Origin of the sequence: Klebsiella sp. A52 (genome assembly GCF_018388785.1) — a bacterium.
In the GTDB taxonomy this organism is placed as follows: Bacteria; Pseudomonadota; Gammaproteobacteria; order Enterobacterales; family Enterobacteriaceae; genus Klebsiella; species Klebsiella aerogenes.
Genome location: NZ_CP074437.1, coordinates 1,458,694 through 1,480,527, shown reverse-complemented (window position 1 = coordinate 1,480,527; position 21,834 = coordinate 1,458,694). Strand labels below are relative to the sequence as shown.

Here is a 21,834-nt window from a genome sequence, read left to right as displayed (position 1 = left end):
AAGAAATCAGGAAAGCGGCAGGCAAAATGAAAGAAACAGCGGCAAAAAGTGTGACAATGACTGCGTCACGCGGCGGCGGCGTGTATAATAGGCTCGTATGTAGGATCTCTTTCGACAATCACATACAAAAGACACTCATGGCTCAAGGCACGCTTTATATTGTTTCCGCCCCTAGCGGCGCGGGTAAATCCAGCCTGATTCAGGCTTTATTGAAAACCCAACCGTTGTACGATTCCCAGGTTTCTGTTTCGCATACCACGCGCAATCCGCGCCCGGGCGAAGTTCACGGTGAACACTATTTCTTTGTCGATCACGATAAATTCAGGTCGATGATTAGCGAAGACGCTTTCCTTGAGCACGCTGAGGTTTTTGGCAATTATTACGGGACCTCTCGTGAAGCTATCGAGCAGGTCCTGGCGACCGGCGTTGATGTTTTTCTTGATATCGACTGGCAGGGCGCCCAACAAATCCGTAATAAAATGCCCGGCGCGCGCAGCATCTTTATTCTGCCGCCGTCAAAAGACGAACTTGACCGCCGCCTGCGCGGCCGCGGCCAGGACAGCGAAGAAGTCATCGCAAAACGTATGGCGCAGGCAGTTGCAGAAATGAGCCATTACGCGGAATATGATTACCTTATTGTGAATGATGATTTTGATACCGCTTTAGGCGATCTGAAAAACATTATCCGCGCTGAACGTCTGCGCATGAGCCGCCAAAAGCAGCGACATGGCGCTTTAATCACCAAACTATTGGCAGACTGAACCCACATTCAGTATCATGCCCAGTCATTTCTTCACCTGTGGAGCATTTTAAGTATGGCACGCGTAACTGTTCAGGACGCTGTAGAGAAAATTGGTAACCGTTTTGACCTGGTACTGGTCGCCGCGCGTCGCGCTCGTCAGATGCAGGTAGGCGGAAAGGATCCGCTGGTACCGGAAGAAAACGATAAAACCACCGTTATCGCACTGCGCGAAATCGAAGAAGGTCTGATCAACAACCAGATCCTCGACGTACGTGAGCGCCAGGAACAGCAAGAGCAGGAAGCCGCTGAATTACAAGCCGTTACCGCGATTGCTGAAGGTCGTCGTTAATCACACAGCGGGTCGCCCTTGTATCTGTTTGAAAGCCTGAATCAGCTGATTCAAAACTACCTGCCGGAAGAGCAAATCAAGCGCCTTCGGCAGGCGTATCTCGTTGCACGTGACGCTCACGAGGGTCAGACACGTTCAAGCGGTGAACCCTATATCACGCACCCGGTAGCGGTGGCCTGCATTCTGGCCGAGATGAAACTCGACTACGAAACGCTGATGGCCGCGCTGCTGCATGATGTGATTGAAGATACCCCTGCCACCTACCAGGACATGGAACAGCTTTTTGGTAAAAGCGTCGCCGAACTGGTAGAGGGGGTGTCGAAACTTGATAAGCTCAAGTTCCGCGATAAGAAAGAGGCGCAAGCCGAAAACTTCCGCAAAATGATCATGGCGATGGTGCAGGATATCCGCGTCATCCTCATCAAGCTTGCCGACCGCACCCACAACATGCGCACCCTGGGCTCGCTACGCCCGGATAAACGCCGTCGCATCGCCCGCGAAACGCTGGAAATTTATAGCCCTCTGGCGCACCGTTTAGGTATCCATCACATTAAAACCGAGCTCGAAGAGCTGGGCTTTGAAGCGCTGTACCCTAACCGCTACCGCGTCATTAAAGAAGTGGTCAAAGCGGCGCGCGGCAACCGAAAAGAGATGATTCAGAAAATCCTCTCTGAGATCGAAGGGCGTTTACAGGAAGCGGGGATCCCCTGCCGCGTTAGCGGTCGCGAAAAGCATCTGTACTCTATTTACTGCAAAATGGTGCTCAAAGAGCAGCGTTTTCACTCGATTATGGACATCTACGCCTTCCGCGTTATCGTTCACGATCCCGATATCTGCTATCGCGTGCTGGGCCAAATGCACAGCCTCTACAAGCCGCGTCCAGGTCGTTTCAAAGATTACATCGCCATTCCGAAAGCGAACGGCTATCAATCTTTGCACACCTCGATGATTGGCCCCCACGGCGTCCCGGTCGAGGTACAAATCCGTACCGAAGATATGGATCAGATGGCGGAGATGGGGGTTGCGGCGCACTGGGCTTATAAAGAGCACGGGGGCGAAAGCAGCACGACCGCGCAAATCCGCGCTCAGCGCTGGATGCAAAGCCTGCTGGAACTGCAGCAGAGCGCCGGTAGCTCGTTTGAATTTATCGAGAGCGTTAAATCCGATCTGTTCCCGGATGAGATTTACGTTTTCACCCCGGAAGGGCGCATTGTCGAACTGCCTGCCGGCGCCACGCCGGTGGACTTCGCCTACGCGGTGCATACCGATATCGGCCATGCCTGCGTCGGCGCGCGCGTCGACCGTCAGCCCTATCCGCTGTCGCAGCCGCTCTCCAGCGGCCAGACTGTCGAAATCATTACCGCGCCGGGCGCGCGTCCGAATGCCGCATGGCTGAACTTTGTCGTCAGCTCGAAAGCGCGCGCCAAGATCCGCCAACTGCTGAAGAACCTTAAGCGCGACGATTCCGTCAGCCTTGGCCGCCGATTGCTCAACCACGCGTTAGGCGGCAGCCGCAAGCTGGCAGAAATCCCGCCGGAGAACATCCAGCGCGAACTTGACCGCATGAAGCTTGCCACGCTTGACGATCTGCTGGCGGAAATCGGTCTCGGTAACGCAATGAGCGTGGTGGTGGCGAAAAACCTGCAGCAGGGCGAAGCCTCTGCCGCACCGGTGCCGGCCAACGCGTCGAATCACGGCCATCTGCCGATCAAGGGCGCCGATGGCGTGCTGATTACTTTCGCCAAGTGCTGTCGTCCGATTCCGGGCGATCCGATCATCGCCCACGTCAGCCCAGGCAAAGGGTTGGTTATCCACCATGAATCCTGTCGTAACATCCGCGGCTACCAGAAAGAGCCTGAGAAGTTTATGGCGGTCGAATGGGATAAAGAAACTGCGCAGGAATTTATCGCCGAAATTAAGGTGGATATGTTCAACCACCAGGGCGCGCTGGCTAACCTGACGGCCGCAATCAACACCGCGTCTTCCAATATTCAGAGCCTGAATACGGAAGAAAAAGATGGCCGCGTATACAGCGCCTTTATCCGCCTGACCGCGCGCGACCGCGTGCATCTGGCGAATATCATGCGCAAAATTCGCGTCATGCCGGACGTGATTAAAGTCACTCGTAACCGAAATTAGCTTTTACAAAAATCGAATCCCCAGGAAGGTACTGAAGTACGTGACTGGGGTGAGTGAGTGCAGCTAACGCCGAGGCAGTTCGAAGGATTAAGTAGAATGAATTCACAGCGTTATGCGCGTATCTGCGAGATGCTCGCCAGGCGTCAGCCTGATCTGACGGTCTGCATGGAGCAGGTCCATAAACCCCATAACGTCTCTGCGGTCATCCGCACCGCAGACGCCATCGGCGTACACGAAGTACACGCCATCTGGCCTGGCAGTCGTATGCGCACCATGGCCTCTGCCGCCGCCGGCAGCAATAGTTGGGTGCAGGTGAAAACACACCGCACGATCGGCGATGCCGTCAGCCACTTAAAAGGCCGGGGCATGCAAATCCTCGCGACGCACCTTTCCGACAAAGCCATCGATTTTCGCGAAATCGACTATACGCGCCCGACCTGCATCCTGATGGGCCAGGAGAAAACCGGCATCACCCAGGAAGCGCTGGCGCTGGCAGACCAGGACATCATTATTCCAATGGTCGGTATGGTGCAGTCGCTGAACGTCTCCGTCGCCTCCGCGCTGATCCTTTACGAAGCGCAGCGTCAGCGGCAGAACGCCGGAATGTACCAACGCGCCAATAGCATGCTGCCGCCTGAAGAGCAGCAGCGGCTGCTATTTGAAGGCGGGTACCCGGTGCTGGCACGCGTCGCCAGGCAAAAAGGTCTGCCTTATCCCCACGTCAACGAGCAGGGCGAAGTCGAAGCCGATGCCGAGTGGTGGGCAACGATGCAGGCGGCGAGGTAAATCCGATGTCAGGCCGCCTGTTAGATGCCGTACCGCTCAACTCGCTGACCGGCGTTGGCGCCGCACAGAGCAGCAAACTGGCGAAAATCGGTCTGCATACGGTTCAGGACCTGCTACTACACCTGCCGCTACGCTATGAAGACCGGACTCACCTGTACCAAATCGGCGAACTGCTGCCGGGCGTCTACGCAACCGTAGAGGGTGAAGTGCTCAACAGCAATATCACCTTCGGCGGCCGCCGGATGATGACCTGTCAAATCAGCGACGGCTCCGGCATCCTGACCATGCGTTTTTTCAACTTCAATGCGGCGATGAAAAACAGCCTGGCGACCGGTCGTCGCGTGCTGGCCTACGGCGAAGCTAAACGCGGCAAGTTCGGCGCCGAGATGATCCACCCGGAATATCGCGTGCAGGGCGATATGAGCACCCCGGAGCTGCAGGAAACCCTGACTCCAGTCTACCCGACCACTGAAGGCATTAAGCAGGCGACGCTGCGCAAACTCACCGATCAGGCGCTTGAGCTGCTGGAAACCTGCGCGATTAGCGAACTGCTGCCGCCGGAGCTGGCGCAGGGGATGATGAGTCTGCCGGAGGCGCTGCGTACGCTGCACCGCCCGCCGCCGTCGCTACAGCTCAGCGAGCTGGAGAGCGGTAAACATCCGGCACAGCAGCGTCTTATCCTGGAAGAGTTGCTGGCGCATAATCTCAGCATGCTGGCGCTCCGCGCCGGCGCCCAGCGCTACCATGCGCTGCCGCTCAGCGCCAACGACACGCTGAAAACCCAGCTTCTGGCTTCTCTACCCTTTAAACCAACGGGCGCGCAGGCGCGCGTCACCGCGGAGATCGAGCGCGATATGGCGCTGGACGTGCCGATGATGCGCCTGGTGCAGGGCGACGTCGGATCTGGTAAAACGCTGGTCGCCGCGCTGGCCGCCCTGCGCGCTATCGCCCATGGTAAGCAGGTGGCGCTGATGGCGCCGACCGAACTGCTGGCCGAGCAGCACGCCAATAATTTCCGCAGCTGGTTCGCGCCGCTGGGCATTGAAGTCGGCTGGCTGGCTGGCAAACAGAAAGGCAAAGCGCGCCAGGCGCAGCAGGAAGCCATTGCCAACGGCGAAGTGCAGATGATTGTCGGCACCCACGCCATTTTCCAGGAGCAGGTACAGTTTAACGGCCTGGCGCTGGTGATTATCGACGAACAACATCGCTTTGGCGTTCATCAACGCCTGGCGCTGTGGGAAAAGGGCCAGCAGCAGGGCTTCCACCCGCATCAGCTGATCATGACCGCGACGCCTATCCCGCGCACCCTGGCGATGACCGCCTATGCCGATCTCGATACCTCGGTTATCGACGAGCTGCCGCCGGGCCGTACCCCGGTCACTACCGTCGCTATCCCGGATACGCGCCGCAGCGACATTATCGACCGCGTGCGCAACGCCTGCACCCAGGAAGGTCGCCAGGCCTATTGGGTCTGTACACTGATTGAAGAGTCCGATCTGCTGGAAGCCCAGGCGGCGGAAGCCACCTGGGAAGAGCTCAAGCTGGCGCTGCCGGAACTTAACATCGGTCTCGTTCACGGGCGAATGAAACCAGCGGAGAAACAGGCCGTGATGCAGGCCTTCAAGCAGGGCGAGATGCACCTGCTGGTCGCCACCACGGTGATTGAAGTCGGCGTTGACGTCCCTAACTCAAGCCTGATGATTATCGAAAACCCGGAGCGTCTGGGTCTGGCGCAGCTGCACCAGCTACGCGGGCGCGTCGGGCGCGGCGCCGTCGCCTCCCACTGCGTGCTACTCTATAAATCGCCGCTCTCCAAAACGGCGCAGAAGCGCCTGCAGGTGCTGCGCGACAGCAACGACGGTTTCGTCATCGCCCAGAAAGACCTTGAAATCCGCGGCCCCGGCGAGCTTCTCGGCACCCGCCAGACCGGCAACGCCGAATTTAAAGTAGCGGACTTGCTGCGCGATCAGGCCATGATCCCCGAGGTTCAGCGCATTGCTCGCCATATTCACGAACGCTATCCGCTGCAGGCGCAGGCGCTGATTGAGCGCTGGATGCCGGAAACCGAACGCTATTCCAACGCGTAGCGCGTCCTTTTTGCCGCGCTACGGGCAACTTTTCTACACAATGAGTGGATTATGAAACGAGAACTGGCCATCGAATTTTCGCGTGTCACCGAAGCCGCCGCGCTGGCGGGCTATAAATGGCTGGGCCGCGGCGATAAAAATACCGCCGACGGCGCAGCGGTTAACGCCATGCGCATTATGCTTAACCTCGTCAATATCGACGGCACCATCGTCATCGGCGAGGGCGAAATCGATGAAGCGCCGATGCTCTATATCGGCGAAAAAGTGGGTACCGGCAAAGGCGACGCGGTAGATATCGCCGTCGACCCAATTGAAGGCACCCGCATGACGGCCATGGGCCAGGCCAACGCGCTGGCAGTGATGGCGGTCGGCGATAAAGGCTGCTTCCTCAACGCGCCGGATATGTATATGGAAAAGCTGATTGTCGGCCCCGGCGCTAAAGGCGCTATCGATCTCAATCTGCCGCTGGAAGATAATTTGCGCAACATCGCCCGCGCGTTGAATAAACCGCTCGCTGAACTGACCGTAACCGTGCTGGCGAAACCCCGCCACGACGCGGTCATTGCGCAACTGCAGCAGTTGGGCGTGCGCGTGTTCGCGATCCCCGATGGCGACGTGGCGGCCTCTATCCTTACCTGCATGCCGGATAGCGAAGTCGACGTGCTGTACGGCATCGGCGGCGCGCCGGAAGGCGTGGTTTCGGCGGCGGTGATCCGCGCGCTGGACGGCGATATGCAGGGCCGCCTGCTGGCTCGTCACCACGTGAAGGGCGACAGCGAAGAGAACCGCCGTATCGGTGAAAACGAACTGGCGCGCTGCAAAACCATGGGCATCGAAGCGGGCAAAGTGCTGCGTCTTGATGAAATGGCGCGCAGCGATAACGTCATCTTCTCCGCCACCGGGATTACCAAAGGCGATCTACTGGACGGCATTACCCGCAAGGGCAATATGGCGACTACTGAAACGCTGCTGATCCGCGGTAAATCGCGGACTATCCGCCGTATTCAGTCGATTCATTACCTCGACCGAAAAGACCCGGACGTCCAGCAACACATCCTGTAAAACATTTGATCAATCGAGCTTTCCAGCTTTTTCGGGCTGGAAATCTTCTCCCGTCGCGGTGAAGATAGACTGACGAGATTGAAAGGAGAGACGCAATGGCAAACTGGGTTACAGGTAAAGTTGTAAAAGTGCAAAACTGGACCGATGCACTGTTTAGCCTCACCATTCACGCGCCCGTTGAGCCGTTCACCGCAGGGCAGTTTGCTAAACTGGGCCTGGATGTTGACGGCGAGCGCGTGCAGCGCGCCTACTCCTACGTCAACGCCCCCAGCAATCCCGATCTCGAGTTCTACCTGGTCACCGTTCCGGAGGGTAAACTCAGCCCGCGACTGGCCGCGCTGAAACCCGGCGACGACGTTCAGATTGTCAGCGAAGCCGCCGGTTTCTTCGTGCTGGAAGAGGTGCCGGACTGCGACACGTTGTGGATGCTCGCCACCGGTACGGCGATCGGCCCCTATCTGTCGATTCTGGAAGAAGGGAAAGACCTGGATCGCTTCAAGAATCTGGTGCTGGTGCATGCGGCGCGCTATGCCGCCGACCTCAGCTATTTACCGCAAATGCGCGAGCTGGAGCAGCGCTATGCCGGCAAATTACGTATCCAGACCGTGGTCAGCCGCGAGACAGCGGAAGGTTCGCTGACGGGCCGGGTGCCGTTCCTGATTGAAACCGGCGCGCTGGAAGAGGCGGTCGGCCTGCCGATGACCGCCGATACCAGCCACGTGATGCTGTGCGGCAACCCGCAGATGGTGCGTGATACCCAGCAGTTGCTGAAAGAGACCCGGCAGATGACCAAACATCTGCGTCGCCGACCGGGCCATATGACGGCAGAGCACTACTGGTAATCAGACGTCCGCTTTCCAGCGGACATCCTGCGTCTCTTTGCCAAACTTATTTTCGCCCTGGGTGCCGACAAACGCGCCCAGGTCGATCAACATCATGACGATAATCAGCGTCGGTACAAAGCGCCCGACGCCCCACTGCCAGACCTGCGGCAACATCGCCCAGTTGCCCGCCAGCAGCATCCACGCCAGAATCATCAGCAGCGCCCAGAGGCCGGATCTCCCGCGATCGTGCAGACGCTTCACCACTACCGCCGCCGTCGGCCAGAGCAGGCAGACGAGAATAAACGCCGCGGTCTGCAAACTCAGCAAATTGCTGCCCGCGAGGGTAAACAGCGCGCTCATGGTCAACACCCAGATAACGATCCAAATCCAGAAATCCCGGCGGCCAATACGGCCTTTAATTGAGAATAACCACTGCTGTAGGGTCATGTTTTATTCCTTATCATCATCATTCGCGTAGTTTACCCTGAAGGCGTCACTTTTTGACAAGCGTGACGGTTCCCGTTTTAATCGTCGGCAGGCAAAAAAAGGAAAGATGGGCATGAAGAAGTGGGCAATCTTAAGTTTGATTGGGCTGACAGCGTTATCTGTCGGCCCGATGGCGTTGTCCGCAGAAACGGAATCCGCCGCCACCGCCCCCTATCTTTTACCCAGCGCGCCGATTTTTGATGTCAGCATCAGCGAGTTCCGCGAGAAATTTAATGCCGATAATCCGAAACTGCCGCTTAACGAGTTTCGTTCTATCGCCTCCAGCCGCGATAAAGCCAACCTGACCCGCGCCGCCACCAAGATTAACGAGAATCTGTATGCCTCTACCGCGCTGGAGCGCGGTACGCTAAAGATTAAATCGATGCAGATAACCTGGCTGCCGATTCAGGGGCCGGAGCAAAAAGCGGCGAAAGCGAAAGCGCAGGAGTATATGAGCGCTATTCTTCGCGCTTTTGTACCGACGCTAAGTCCACTGCAGAGCCAGCAAAAGCTGCAAAAACTGCTGACCGCCGGCAAAGGCAAACGCTACTACACCGAAACCGAAGGCGCGGTGCGCTATGTAGTGGCAGATCACGGGGAAAAAGGGCTAACTTTCGCCATTGAACCGATTAAGCTGGCGCTATCTGAAACGCTGGAAGACAACAATAAATGACAAAAAGCAAAGCCTTTCCAGTGACGAGTCTCTATACTGTTTCACAGACCATGCTGCCCTCTGGGGCGGCTATATTCCTTAATTCGCTTAGTAGCGTGGAGAATTAAAATGCGACATCCTTTAGTGATGGGTAACTGGAAACTGAACGGCAGCCGCCACATGGTAAACGAACTGGTTGCTAACCTGCGTACTGAACTGGCCGGCGTAAGCGGCTGTGCAGTGGCAATCGCGCCGCCGGAAATGTATCTCGACCTGGCTAAGCGTGCGGCAGAAGGCAGCCACATTCACCTGGGCGCGCAGAACGTTGACGTGAACCTGTCCGGCGCATTCACCGGTGAAACCTCCGCCGAAATGCTGAAAGATATCGGCGCGCAGTACATCATCATCGGCCACTCCGAACGCCGTACCTACCACAAAGAATCTGACGAACTGATCGCGAAGAAATTCGCTGTACTGAAAGAGCAGGGCCTGACGCCGGTTCTGTGCATCGGTGAAACCGAAGCTGAAAACGAAGCGGGCAAAACTGAAGAAGTTTGCGCACGTCAGATCGACGCGGTTCTGAAAACTCAGGGCGCAGCCGCTTTTGAAGGCGTGGTTATCGCGTACGAACCAGTATGGGCTATCGGTACCGGTAAATCCGCTACCCCAGCGCAGGCTCAGGCGGTACACAAATTCATCCGTGACCACATTGCTAAAGCTGACGCTAAAATCGCTGAGCAGGTCATCATCCAGTACGGCGGTTCCGTTAACGCTGGCAACGCCGCAGAGCTGTTCACCCAGCCGGACATCGACGGCGCGCTGGTTGGCGGCGCATCCCTGAAAGCAGACGCTTTCGCGGTGATCGTTAAAGCTGCAGAAGCGGCGAAAAAAGCGTAATTCGCTTTCCCGGTGGTGAAACGCCGCCGGAGTTGCTGACAAATTCGCACGAGTCATAACCCGGCTTAGCGCAGCGCGAGCCGGGTTTTATATTATCGCTACAATTTCCCCAATAGCTGATACCACGCGTAATCCAGCGGCAGCAAAATCAAATAGCTCACCGCCGCCAGCGCCAGACATAGCAACATCCCCGCTCTCGCCGGGACTTTACCTAATCCCATCGCCACCACGATCGGCGACGCCTGGTACGGCAGCAGCGGCGTGGAATAACCCAGCACCTGAATCATAATCACGCTCAGCAGCGGAAAGCCGGTCGCGTCGGCAAAGCTCTGCGCAAAAGTCGTATACAGCGCCGGGACGCCGTTGGCGGTCATAATAAAATTCAGCGCGCTGGTAATTCCGGTCAGCGCCAGGAAGCTGGTGAACGGATTATCTTTATCCAGCGGCATCACCTGCAGCAGCGCGTTACCCACCGCGCCGCCAATCCCGGTTTGGGTCACGGTAATCGCCAGTCCCAAAATGCCGGCAACATAAATGCAGGTGCGCATATTCACCCCGCTGGCGAACTCCTCGCCGCTGATAAATCCCACTCGCGGCAGCAGCGTGACCACCGCCGCCGCCAGGCCGGTCCACGCCGGGCCGACGCCGTGCCAGCTCTCTGTCACCCATAACGTCAACACCACCGCCAGCAGCCACGCCAGACGCTTTTCGTCGCGGCTCATAGGCGCCAGCGGCGCCAGCTCGCGCGGCGGATGCGGTTTGCCGGGAAACAGCCAGCAGATCAGCGCCACCAGCACCGCCCCTTTCAGCCAGCCAAGTACCGGCGTATGCAGCAGTAAATAGGGAACGTAATTCAGATGGATCCCGTAAGAGCCTTCCGCCGCGCCGCTCATCACCAGATTCGGCACGTTAGCGGGCAAAATGGTCGCAGATAGCTGGAAGGTGCCAAAGCCCACCGCCAGCGCCAGGCCGTACCAGCCGCGCGTGCCGTCGGCTATCCCCGCGCGCCGGGCCATCGCCGCCACGATCGGCATTAACAGCGCGATGCGCCCCATATTTGATGGCATCACGAACGCCAACGCATAACTCAGTAATACCACGCTGCCGACCATCCGCGGCCAGGAGTCGGTGAGCCGCGCCGATAGCGCCTGCGCCGCTCTATCCGCCAGTCCGGTTTTTCGAATGGCGATCCCCAACACAAAGCCGCTGAACACCAGCCAGAACGCCGAGGAAGCAAAACCGCCGAAGATCACCTCCGGCGGAGCGATTTTGGTCATCATCGCCGCCGCGAAGAACAGCAGCGCGGTGATAAATTCCGGTAACAGCGAAGTCGCCCAGAGCACAATGGTGATGCCGACGATCAGCGAAGGGAGGAACAGCGGGTGGGTTAGCCAGAGCGACATGCCTGTCTCCTGTCGTTTTTTTCAGCAAGAATACGACGACAGGAAAGACAGGTAAACGCCAGAACTAGTGGTTTGCGTTAAGAATTGCGCAGCTATGATCCTGAATTTCTTCCGCCGAAGCACGGTTGAGAGTCAGCAGGTTACGCTCTGTCGCCAACAGCACCAGCGAGCCGTCGCTTTGCCGCGCCATCGCTAACGCATAACGCCCCATATGTTCGCGCGCTTCCGGTACCTCTTCCGCCAGCATCAGGAACGGGCTGCGCTGAGCCAGCTCGGTTTCCGTTACCCGACGCGCCAGATATTGATGGCCCTGCAGACCGCCCGGCAAGGGTAGCCAGCGGCTGCTAATCGTCGCCGCATCATTATCTAACTGCGCGCGGACATCGGGACGCAGGCAGGAGATATGAATATGGAAGTGGTTTTGCGTGCGCCCGCTGCGCGAGTTAATCGCCAGCGATACCGCGTTATCATCAATTGGCGCGCCGCGGCGCTGGCTCATAATTTCGCGCCCCTGCCAGGCCTGCCAGAAGAAATTCGGCGTTAGCGGATCCAACAACAGCGGACTTTCGGTACCGTTAATACGGTAGGTCGGCATTAGCAGATATTGCAGCGGGCCGTTGCGATCTTTAAACAATACGTAGCCGCCTTTCAGGTTCACTTCCGCGCACGGCGACGGGTTCTGATGTTGCTGCTGATTGGGTACGCACTGCTGCAGGACAATATGACGTAACGCGTTCGGGTTGCCGGAATGCAGCCAATAGTAGCCGCCGGCCAAAGCCGCCAGAATAACCACCAGCAGCGCCCATAAAAAGTATCTTACTCTTCTCATTATCGTTCCCTGTTAAGCCTGAACCGGAAGAGTAACGTAATTTGATGACTAAATGAAAACAGATGGTCGGCGAGGAGTTATCCCGGGTAACGGCTGGCGCCTTACCGGGCTACCGGACGACGCAGAACTGTAGCTCTGCTTAACGTAGCGCAAGCAGGGACTCCCGGGTAGCGGCTGGCGCCTTACCCGGACTACCGGACGGCGCAGAACTGTAGCCCTGCTAAGCGTAGCGCCAGCAGGGACTTCCGGGTAGCGGCTGGCGCCTTACCCGGGCTACCGGACGGCGCAGAATAGTAGCCCTGCTAAGCGTAGCGCCAGCAGGGACAAGAGGATTAACGCTGGCTAATCTGGTCGAAGGTACCGCCGTTGGAGAAGTGCTCCTTCTGCGCTTTCGTCCAGCCGCCGAACTCCTGATCGATGGTAAACAGCTTCAGTTTCGGGAACTCGTTGGCATATTTCTTCGCCACATCAGGATCGCGCGGACGATAGAAATTCTTCGCCGCAATCTCCTGGCCTTCCGGCGAGTAGAGATACTTCAGGTACGCTTCCGCCACCTGACGTGTGCCTTTCTTATCCACCACTTTATCGACGACGGAAACCGTCGGCTCGGCCAGAATGGACTCGCTCGGCGTCACGATTTCAAACTTGTCCTTGCCCAGCTCTTTCGTCGCCAGCAGCGCTTCGTTCTCCCAGGCAATCAGCACGTCGCCGATCCCGCGTTCCACGAAGGTGTTGGTGGAACCACGCGCGCCGGAATCCAGCACTTCCACGTTTTTATACAGCGCCTTCACGAACTCCTGCGCTTTAGCCTGATCGCCGTGATTCTGATGCAGGGCATAGCCCCAGGCCGCCAGATAGTTCCAGCGGGCGCCGCCGGAGCTTTTCGGGTTCGGGGTGATGACCGATACGCCTGGTTTAATCAGGTCGTTCCAGTCATGGATCTGTTTTGGGTTGCCCTTACGGACGAGGAACACGATGGTTGAGGTATACGGCGCGGAGTTATCCGGCAGGCGTTTCAGCCAGTTTTTATCGATACGACCGCGTTCGGCAATGGCGTCTACGTCGTAGGCCAGCGCCAGGGTGACGACATCCGCTTCAATCCCGTTGATAACCGACGTCGCCTGTTTGCCGGAGCCGCCGTGCGACTGACGGATCACCACGTTATCGCCGGTTTCCTGCTTCCAGTGCGCGCTAAACGCTTTATTGTACTGTTCGTACAGCTCGCGCGTCGGATCGTACGAGACGTTCAACAGCTGATAATCTTTTGCCAGCACGCTGGCGGATGCCAGCAACAGAGTTAACCCTACGCCCCACTTATTCATCGCACCGCTCTCTTTATGTGTGTTGTGATGAACTTAGCCTGCCAGAAAGCGAATCAATGATTAAAGAATAAAAAAAGATTGGCTATAACCTGGAGATATAAAGCGGGGGATAGAGAAAACCCCCTCCCGGGCGGGAAGGGGCGGGAAGCGATTAGACTTCTTCCATGCGACCCAGCAGCGCCTGCAGACGATCCTGCCAGCCCTGCTGTTGTTCTCTCAGCTGGCTATTTTCACGCTCCAGCTCTTCACGGCCGTGCTGCGCGCTCTGCACTTCCTGCGCCAGCGTGGTGTTCTTTTCTTTCAGCTCTTCGATTTCCATCTGCAACAGAGTGATGGTATCAATCGCCTGCTGAACTTTTGATTCTAATTTCTCAAACACTTCTAATGACATCGTCATACCTCTCCTGATCTTGCAAGGCGTTGATAGAAACTCGTGTTTCGTATACGCGGTCCCGCCTTAACGAATTAGCGCACAATAGCGGTGTTGTCGTCGATTGTATGAATCCCCGCCTCACCTGTCCAGCGACAACCCGCGCAGATTGCGGTTTGCAACACTTTTCAGTCTTTACCTGGTGCGTTCGCGGCAATTGCCCCGAACTTCTCTGGCGATTGTTAATCAATGAGATAACAAAATACGCAGAAAAAGGTGGGTAAATGTGCCGCAACACGCGTTTATGGCGCGAAAACGCTCATTTTCTTGACGAGGGACACAAATTTAAATTTCGATATTTCTCGTTTATGCTCGTTAACGATAAATTAACACTATGCCTACAAGGCACCGTGGTCGTCCGCGACCAACATACTTACAATAATCACTTCGCTTCAGGATCCGATTATGAGCCAGACATCAACATTAAAAGGCCAGTGCATCGCAGAGTTTCTCGGTACCGGGTTGTTGATCTTTTTCGGCGTTGGGTGCGTAGCTGCGCTCAAAGTCGCAGGAGCCAGCTTCGGTCAGTGGGAAATCAGCATCATCTGGGGTCTGGGGGTGGCTATGGCTATCTACCTGACCGCGGGCGTATCCGGTGCACACCTTAATCCGGCAGTCACCATCGCCTTATGGTTATTCGCCTGCTTTGATGGGCGCAAAGTTGTTCCTTTTATTATTTCGCAATTCGCCGGCGCCTTTTGCGCTGCGGCATTAGTTTACGGGCTTTATTACAATCTTTTCTTCGATTTCGAACACACCCACAACATGGTACGCGGCAGCGTGGAAAGCCTTGAGCTCGCCGGTATCTTCTCGACCTACCCTAACCCGCATATCAATTTTGTGCAGGCCTTCGCGGTAGAAATGGTGATTACCGCTATTCTGATGGGCGTGATTTTAGCACTGACCGACGACGGCAACGGCGTGCCGCGCGGCCCGCTGGCGCCGCTGCTGATTGGCCTGCTGATTGCTGTTATCGGCGCCTCCATGGGCCCACTGACCGGCTTCGCGATGAACCCGGCGCGTGATATCGGACCGAAAGCCTTCGCCTGGCTGGCAGGCTGGGGCAACGTCGCCTTCACCGGCGGCAAAGATATTCCTTATTTCCTGGTGCCGCTGTGCGCACCGGTGGTCGGCGCGGCGCTGGGCGCATTCAGCTACCGCAAATTCATTGGCCGCCATCTGCCTTGCGACACCTGCGTCGAGGAAGAAAAAGAATCCGCTTCTTCCGCGTCGCAACAAAAAGCTTCGCTGTAATCTGACTACGGGACACCAATTATGACCGAGAAAAAATATATCGTTGCGCTCGACCAGGGCACTACCAGCTCCCGCGCCGTCGTGATGGATCACGACGCCAATATCGTCAGCGTGTCACAGCGTGAATTCGAACAAATTTATCCGAAGCCAGGCTGGGTTGAGCACGACCCGATGGAAATTTGGGCCTCGCAGAGCTCTACGCTGGTCGAAGTGTTGGCGAAAGCCGACATCAACTCCGACGAAATTGCCGCCATCGGCATCACCAACCAGCGTGAAACCGCCATCGTATGGGAGCGTGAGACCGGCAAGCCTATTTATAACGCTATCGTCTGGCAGTGTCGCCGTACCGCGGATATCTGCGAGCAGCTCAAGCGCGACGGCATGGAAGAGTACATCCGTAAAGCCACCGGCCTGGTGGTGGACCCGTACTTCTCCGGCACCAAAGTGAAGTGGATCCTTGACCACGTCGAAGGCGCCCGCGAGCGCGCCAAGCGCGGCGAGCTGCTGTTCGGTACCGTTGATACCTGGCTTATCTGGAAAATGACCCAGGGGCGCGTGCACGTCACCGACTACACCAACGCCTCGCGTACCATGTTGTTCAACATCCATGAACTGGACTGGGACGACAAAATGCTCGACGCGCTGGATATCCCGCGCGCCATGCTGCCGGAAGTACGTAAGTCTTCTGAAGTGTACGGCCAGACCAACATCGGCGGCAAAGGCGGCACCCGTATTCCTATCTCCGGCATCGCCGGCGACCAGCAGGCGGCGCTGTTTGGCCAGCTGTGCGTGAAAGAAGGGATGGCGAAAAATACCTACGGTACCGGCTGCTTCATGTTGATGAACACCGGTGAAAAGGCGGTGACCTCAACCCACGGCCTGCTGACCACCATCGCCTGCGGCCCGACCGGCGAAGTGAACTACGCGCTGGAAGGCGCGGTGTTTATGGCCGGGGCGTCGATTCAGTGGCTGCGTGATGAAATGAAACTCATCAACGATGCTTTCGATTCTGAATACTTCGCCACTAAGGTGAAGGACACCAACGGCGTGTATGTGGTGCCGGCCTTTACCGGTCTTGGCGCGCCGTACTGGGATCCGTATGCCCGCGGCGCGATTTTCGGCCTGACCCGCGGGGTGAACGCCAACCATATTATCCGCGCCACGCTGGAATCTATCGCCTATCAGACGCGTGACGTTCTGGAAGCGATGCAGGCCGACTCCGGTATTCGTCTGCACGCCCTGCGCGTGGACGGCGGCGCGGTCGCCAACAACTTCCTGATGCAGTTCCAGTCCGATATTCTCGGCACCCGCGTGGAACGCCCGGAAGTGCGTGAAGTCACGGCGCTGGGCGCCGCCTATCTGGCAGGTCTGGCGGTCGGCTTCTGGCAAAACCTCGACGAGCTGCAGGAGAAAGCGGTGATTGAACGTGAATTCCGCCCGGGTATTGAAACCACCGAGCGTAATTTCCGCTACAGCGGCTGGAAGAAAGCGGTGAAACGCGCGTTAGCGTGGGAAGAGCACGACGAAGCGTAAGATTGTGGAGGTATTCCCGGCTTGCGGCGTAAACGCCTTAGCCGGGCTACAAAATCCCAAACAGCACGATCTTGTAGCCCGGACAGGTGCGCAGCACCGCCTCCGGGTTTTTTATCAGCCAAATATCGGCAGCAACAGGTACAGCTTAATCACCAGCGCGTTGACGATGTCGATAAAGAACGCCCCCACCATCGGCACCACCAGGAAAGCCATATGCGACGGGCCAAAACGGTCGGTAATCGCCTGCATATTGGCAATCGCCGTCGGCGTCGCGCCAAGCCCGAACCCGCAATGACCGGCTGCCAGCACGGCGGCATCATAGTTCTTGCCCATCATCCGGTAAGTCACAAACACCGCATACAGCGCCATCGCCACCGCCTGCACCGCCAGAATAACAATCATCGGCAGCGCCAGCGACGCCAGTTCCCACAGCTTGAGGCTCATCAGCGCCATCGCGAGGAACAGCGACAGGCTGACGTTGCCCAGTACCGATACCGCGCGGTCAAACACGCGATACAGCCCAGCCAGCGCCAGGCCGTTGCTGAGGATCACGCCGATAAACAGCACGCAGACGAAGGTCGGCAATTCAAACACGGTGCCTGCCAGCAGTTGCGCAACCACCTTCCCTACCGTCAGGCAGATAGCGATTAACGCAATACTTTCAATCAGCACCAGCGAGGTGATCATGCGGCCCATATCCGGCTTCTCAAACGCCGTCGGCGCCAGCTGGTCGTCCGGCGTACCGTCCGGCGAGGAAGAGTGCTTCACCAGATAACGCGCCACCGGCCCGCCGATTAGGCCGCCGAGCACCAGGCCGAAGGTTGCGCAAGCCATGGCGACCTCGGTGGCGTTGGCAAATCCGTAACGCTCAACGAACAATTTACTCCACGCCGCCCCGGTGCCGTGACCACCGGAAAGCGTAATAGAACCGGCCAGCAGGCCCATCAGCGGATCCAGCCCCAGCAGCTTCGCCATGCCGATACCGAGCGCGTTCTGCAGCAGCAGCAGGCCTACCACCACAATCAGGAAAGTGCCCAGCACTTTGCCGCCCGCCCGCAGGCTGGCAAGGTTAGCGTTAAGGCCGATAGTGGCGAAGAATGCCAGCATCAGCGGGTCCTTCAGGCTCATATCGAAATCAATTTCGATATCCATGCTTTTTTTCAAAACCAGCAGCGCCAGCGCCACCAGCAGGCCGCCGGCGACGGGTTCAGGAATGGTATATTTTTTGAGGAATGGGACGTTCTGAACGAGCTTTCGCCCTAAAAGCAACACCATGGTTGCGGCAACGAGCGTCGATAAGGTATCGAGATGCAACATAAAAAAGAGCTCCTTATGGGCGCATGATTCATTCACACGCGACGGTATTCCCGGTGTCGATTACTTCTCATCTTGAGGAGTCGGAGAGCGATTTTAAGCAGAAGTGCGTAAAAAATGACAGAAAAAGATATTTTGTATTAGTGTTGATGCGATCAAGCATACAAAATGTTAATTAATTTGTTACATCTATTCAGTGAGGATATTTTTTGCGCCAAATCGTGGCAAACGTTTGCTTTTGGTCTACAGTCCGATAAAATTCCCGCTTTGCCACCTTGGGATTGTTTGTGATGTCCGTTACGACCGCAGAGTCAGAAAATGCGCAACCGGTTGCGCATAAACCAGCCAGCGAATTAATCTATCGCCTCGAAGACCGCCCGCCGCTTCCGCAAACGCTGTTTGCCGCATTCCAGCACCTGCTGGCGATGTTTGTCGCGGTCATCACCCCGGCGCTGCTTATCTGTCAGGCGCTCGGCCTTCCGGCCGAAGATACGCAACACATCATCAGCATGTCGCTGTTCGCCTCCGGCGTGGCATCCATTATCCAGATTAAAGCCTGGGGACCAGTAGGCTCCGGCCTGCTCTCCATCCAGGGCACCAGCTTCAACTTCGTCGCCCCGCTGATTATGGGCGGCACCGCGCTGAAAACCGGCGGCGCCGACGTGCCGACGATGATGGCCGCGCTGTTCGGCACCCTGATGCTGGCGAGCTGCACCGAAATGGTCCTCTCGCGGGTTCTGCATCTGGCGCGCCGCATTATTACGCCGCTGGTCTCCGGCGTGGTGGTGATGATTATCGGCCTGTCGCTGATTCAGGTTGGCCTGACTTCTATCGGCGGCGGCTATGCGGCGATGGCCGACCACACCTTCGGCGCGCCGAAAAACCTGCTGCTGGCGGGCATCGTGCTGGCGCTGATCATTATCCTCAACCGCCAGCGCAACCCGTACCTGCGCATCGCCTCGCTGGTCATCGCGATGGCTGCCGGTTATCTGGCGGCGTGGTTCCTCGATATGCTGCCGGCTAACACCGCGCCTACCAACAGCAGCCTGATCACTATCCCTACGCCGCTCTATTACGGCCTGGGCATCGACTGGAGCCTGCTGCTGCCGCTGATGCTGGTCTTTATGATCACCTCGCTGGAAACGATCGGCGATATCACCGCCACCTCCGACGTCTCTGAACAACCGGTCTCCGGCCCGCTGTATATGAAACGCCTGAAAGGCGGCGTACTGGCGAACGGCCTGAACTCATTTGTTTCCGCCGTTTTCAATACCTTCCCGAACTCCTGCTTCGGCCAGAACAACGGCGTGATCCAGCTGACCGGCGTCGCCAGCCGCTATGTGGGCTTTGTGGTGGCGCTGATGCTGATTGTGCTCGGCCTGTTCCCGGCGGTAAGCGGCTTTGTGCAGCATATTCCTGAGCCGGTACTTGGCGGCGCGACGCTGGTGATGTTCGGTACCATTGCCGCATCCGGCGTGCGCATCGTCTCCCGCGAGCCGCTGAATCGCCGCGCCATTCTGATTATCGCCCTCTCTCTGGCGGTGGGTCTCGGCGTATCGCAGCAGCCGCTGATCCTGCAGTTCGCGCCAGACTGGCTGAAAAACCTGCTCTCCTCCGGTATTGCCGCTGGCGGTATCACGGCGATTGTTCTGAATTTAATCTTCCCACCTGAGAAGAACTAACGCATTGAAGTTGCGCTCCCCGGTATCGCCACAGCGACCAGGGAGCGCGGCGGCTGTAACATCTCTTCACCTCACTTCATCTCATTTCACTATTCCTGCCTTGAGGATTGCGCATAAATCGTGCATAACACGGTGATGTGTACTTATCAGGATGGAAGATCATGAAATTTCTTGGAAAGCTGATTCTCTGGCTGCTGATCGCCCTGCTGGTCGTTATTGTCGCCGCTTACTTTGCGCTGCAAACCCGCTGGGGGGCGCGCCAGGCGAGCAGTTGGTTAAGCGAAAGCACCGGCTGGAAAATCGCCTTCGATAAGATGGCGCATGACTTCTCTTCCCCACTGCATCTGCAGTTGCAAAATGTCACCTTTGGCCGCGACGGCAAGCCGCCGACGCTGGTCGCCAGAACGGTGGATATCGGTTTTAGCACCCGCCAGTTCAGCGACCCGCTGCACGCCGATGAAATCGTCCTCAGCGACGGCACGCTGAATCTCTCTCCGGCTTCCGCCTCGATGCCGTTTGCCGCCGACCGCCTGCAGCTACGCGATATGGCCTTTAACAGCCCGGACAGCGAGTGGAACCTGAGCGCGCAGCGGGTGACCGGCGGCGTGATGCCGTGGCAGCCGGAAGCGGGCGACGTGCTGGGCAGAAAAGCGCAAATTCAGATGAGCGCGGGCTCGATGAATATTAACGGCGTCGAAGCCAGCAACGTCCTGATCCAGGGGGCAATTGATAACGGCGAGGTGACTCTGAACACCCTTGGCGCCGATATCGCGCGCGGCACGCTGACCGGCAACGCCAAACGCCGCGCCGACGGTAGCTGGCTGGTTGATAACCTGCGCCTGAATGAAATTCGGCTACAGAGCACCAAACCGCTGAATGAGTTCCTTGCGCCGCTCACCTCGGTGCCGTCGCTGCAGATTGGCCGGCTGGATGTGACCGATGCTCGTTTGCAGGGGCCAGGCTGGGCGGTGACCGACCTCGACCTCAACTTGCGCAATCTGACTTTGAGCCATAACGGCTGGCAGAGCGACGACGGGACGCTATCGATGAACGCCAGCGAGTTTATCTACGGTTCGTTGAATTTCCTCGATCCCATCGTCAATGCCGAATTCTCGCCGCAGGGCATTGCGCTGCGCCAGTTCAGCTCCCGCTGGGAGGGCGGCATGGTGCGTACCTCCGGCAACTGGCTGCGCGCCGGTAATGCGCTGGTGCTCGACGATGCCGTCTTCGCCGGGCTGGAATATACGCTGCCGTCCAACTGGAAACAGCTGTGGATGGAGCCGATGCCGGGCTGGCTGCAAAGCCTGACGCTGAAGAAATTCAGCGCCAGCCGAAATCTGATTATCGATATCGACCCGGCCTTCCCGTGGCAGATCACCGCGCTGGACGGTTACGGCGGTGAACTACAGCTGGTGAAAGATGGCCAGTGGGGCGTGTGGAACGGTAGCGCCACCCTCAATGCCGCCGCCGCGACCTTCAACCGCATCGACGTACGCCGCCCGTCGCTGAAGCTGAGCGCGAACGCTTCGACGGTCAACATTAGCGAGCTGAGCGCTTTTACCGAGCGCGGCATTCTGCAGGCGACCGCCGCGGTGTCACAATTGCCGCAACGCCAGGTTAATCTGAGCTTGAACGGCCGCGGCGTGCCGCTGAATATTCTGCAGGCCTGGGGCTGGCCTGCGCTGCCGATTAGCGGCGACGGCAACTTCCAGCTAACCGCGAACGGTAGCGTGCAGGCCAATGCGCCGCTGAAACCGAGCGTCAACGGCCAGCTCAGCGCCGCCAATATGGATAAGCAGCAGGCGGCGCAGGTGATGCGCAACGGCGAGGTTAGCAACGCGCCCGCCGCGCCGCAGTAAAGTCCCCCTCTCCCTGCCCTCTCCCCGCAAAACTCAGCTCTGACCGCTCCCTCTCCCTTTTAGGGAGAGGGTTGGGGTGAGGGTTCTGAAACCTGTGCGCAATGAGCGGCTATTTGTACCTATTTCCCGCAACAGGTTCCTTTCAAATATCAGAATTGCTATAACCAAAATACTGGAAGTTGAT

19 protein-coding genes are annotated in these 21,834 nt (G+C 57.6%); 13 read left to right on the top strand and 6 right to left on the bottom strand.

Annotated elements, in window-relative coordinates; translation table 11 throughout:
• The first annotated feature begins 137 nt into the window (after positions 1-137).
• The 7 genes from gmk to fpr all read left to right on the top strand — a co-directional run bounded on the left by gmk (position 138) and on the right by fpr (position 8,007).
• Positions 138-761 (top strand): guanylate kinase, encoded by a 624-nt coding sequence (gene gmk, locus KGA69_RS06875; protein WP_015369144.1) that lies wholly within the window; start codon positions 138-140, stop codon positions 759-761.
• A gap of 54 nt (positions 762-815) precedes the next feature.
• Positions 816-1,091 (top strand): DNA-directed RNA polymerase subunit omega, encoded by a 276-nt coding sequence (rpoZ, locus tag KGA69_RS06870; protein ID WP_000135058.1) that lies wholly within the window; start codon positions 816-818, stop codon positions 1,089-1,091.
• A gap of 18 nt (positions 1,092-1,109) precedes the next feature.
• Positions 1,110-3,230: a bifunctional GTP diphosphokinase/guanosine-3',5'-bis pyrophosphate 3'-pyrophosphohydrolase gene (gene spoT, locus KGA69_RS06865; protein WP_015369143.1), complete on the top strand. Its 2,121-nt coding sequence runs from the start codon at positions 1,110-1,112 to the stop codon at positions 3,228-3,230.
• Between the two features lie 96 nt (positions 3,231-3,326).
• On the top strand, positions 3,327-4,016 hold the full coding sequence (gene trmH, locus KGA69_RS06860; protein ID WP_047047644.1) for a tRNA (guanosine(18)-2'-O)-methyltransferase TrmH: 690 nt from the start codon (positions 3,327-3,329) through the stop codon (positions 4,014-4,016).
• A gap of 5 nt (positions 4,017-4,021) precedes the next feature.
• The gene (gene recG / locus KGA69_RS06855; RefSeq protein ID WP_020077678.1) at positions 4,022-6,103 is read left to right on the top strand and encodes an ATP-dependent DNA helicase RecG; all 2,082 of its coding nucleotides are present in this window, start codon (positions 4,022-4,024) and stop codon (positions 6,101-6,103) included.
• Between the two features lie 51 nt (positions 6,104-6,154).
• The gene (gene glpX, locus KGA69_RS06850) at positions 6,155-7,165 is read left to right on the top strand and encodes a class II fructose-bisphosphatase (protein WP_045390580.1); all 1,011 of its coding nucleotides are present in this window, start codon (positions 6,155-6,157) and stop codon (positions 7,163-7,165) included.
• Positions 7,166-7,260: 95 nt separating this feature from the next.
• Complete coding sequence (gene fpr / locus KGA69_RS06845; protein WP_032709404.1) at positions 7,261-8,007, top strand: ferredoxin--NADP(+) reductase; 747 nt, start codon at positions 7,261-7,263, stop codon at positions 8,005-8,007.
• Here the strand turns inward: fpr and KGA69_RS06840 are convergent, their stop codons facing one another.
• Positions 8,008-8,436 (bottom strand): DUF805 domain-containing protein, encoded by a 429-nt coding sequence (locus tag KGA69_RS06840; protein WP_045390577.1) that lies wholly within the window; start codon positions 8,434-8,436, stop codon positions 8,008-8,010.
• 112 nt (positions 8,437-8,548) lie between these two features.
• Between KGA69_RS06840 and KGA69_RS06835 the strand changes: the two genes are divergently transcribed.
• A complete protein-coding gene (locus tag KGA69_RS06835; protein WP_015369137.1) occupies positions 8,549-9,148 on the top strand; it encodes a DUF1454 family protein in 600 nt (199 codons plus the stop codon).
• 108 nt (positions 9,149-9,256) lie between these two features.
• Positions 9,257-10,024 (top strand): triose-phosphate isomerase, encoded by a 768-nt coding sequence (tpiA, locus tag KGA69_RS06830; RefSeq protein WP_002922909.1) that lies wholly within the window; start codon positions 9,257-9,259, stop codon positions 10,022-10,024.
• Positions 10,025-10,122: 98 nt separating this feature from the next.
• On the opposite strand, the gene KGA69_RS06825 is transcribed toward tpiA, so the two are convergent.
• The 4 genes from KGA69_RS06825 to zapB all read right to left on the bottom strand — a co-directional run bounded on the left by KGA69_RS06825 (position 10,123) and on the right by zapB (position 13,975).
• Positions 10,123-11,427, bottom strand: coding sequence for an SLC13 family permease (locus tag KGA69_RS06825; RefSeq protein WP_015369136.1), 1,305 nt, complete (start codon positions 11,425-11,427; stop codon positions 10,123-10,125).
• Between the two features lie 64 nt (positions 11,428-11,491).
• Positions 11,492-12,256 carry a CDP-diacylglycerol diphosphatase gene (locus KGA69_RS06820; protein ID WP_047047638.1) on the bottom strand — a complete coding sequence of 255 codons (765 nt, stop codon included), beginning with the start codon at positions 12,254-12,256 and terminating at the stop codon, positions 11,492-11,494.
• A 332-nt stretch (positions 12,257-12,588) separates the two neighbouring features.
• Positions 12,589-13,578, bottom strand: a complete 990-nt coding sequence (locus tag KGA69_RS06815; RefSeq protein ID WP_015369134.1) for a sulfate ABC transporter substrate-binding protein — start codon at positions 13,576-13,578, stop codon at positions 12,589-12,591.
• A gap of 151 nt (positions 13,579-13,729) precedes the next feature.
• Entirely contained in the window at positions 13,730-13,975 is a 246-nt protein-coding gene (gene zapB / locus KGA69_RS06810) for a septal ring assembly protein ZapB (RefSeq protein WP_020077673.1), read from the bottom strand.
• Positions 13,976-14,413: 438 nt separating this feature from the next.
• Between zapB and KGA69_RS06805 the strand changes: the two genes are divergently transcribed.
• A complete protein-coding gene (locus KGA69_RS06805; protein WP_015369132.1) occupies positions 14,414-15,262 on the top strand; it encodes an MIP/aquaporin family protein in 849 nt (282 codons plus the stop codon).
• 21 nt (positions 15,263-15,283) lie between these two features.
• Positions 15,284-16,795 carry a glycerol kinase GlpK gene (gene glpK / locus KGA69_RS06800; protein ID WP_015369131.1) on the top strand — a complete coding sequence of 504 codons (1,512 nt, stop codon included), beginning with the start codon at positions 15,284-15,286 and terminating at the stop codon, positions 16,793-16,795.
• 114 nt (positions 16,796-16,909) lie between these two features.
• On the opposite strand, the gene gltS is transcribed toward glpK, so the two are convergent.
• A complete protein-coding gene (gene gltS, locus KGA69_RS06795) occupies positions 16,910-18,112 on the bottom strand; it encodes a sodium/glutamate symporter (protein WP_045390568.1) in 1,203 nt (400 codons plus the stop codon).
• Between the two features lie 287 nt (positions 18,113-18,399).
• On the opposite strand from gltS, the gene KGA69_RS06790 reads away from it, so the two are divergent.
• Both KGA69_RS06790 and KGA69_RS06785 read left to right on the top strand, forming a co-directional pair.
• Positions 18,400-19,791 (top strand): nucleobase:cation symporter-2 family protein, encoded by a 1,392-nt coding sequence (locus KGA69_RS06790; protein WP_015369129.1) that lies wholly within the window; start codon positions 18,400-18,402, stop codon positions 19,789-19,791.
• Between the two features lie 161 nt (positions 19,792-19,952).
• Entirely contained in the window at positions 19,953-21,650 is a 1,698-nt protein-coding gene (locus KGA69_RS06785; protein ID WP_045390565.1) for an AsmA family protein, read from the top strand.
• The last annotated feature ends 184 nt before the right edge of the window (positions 21,651-21,834 follow it).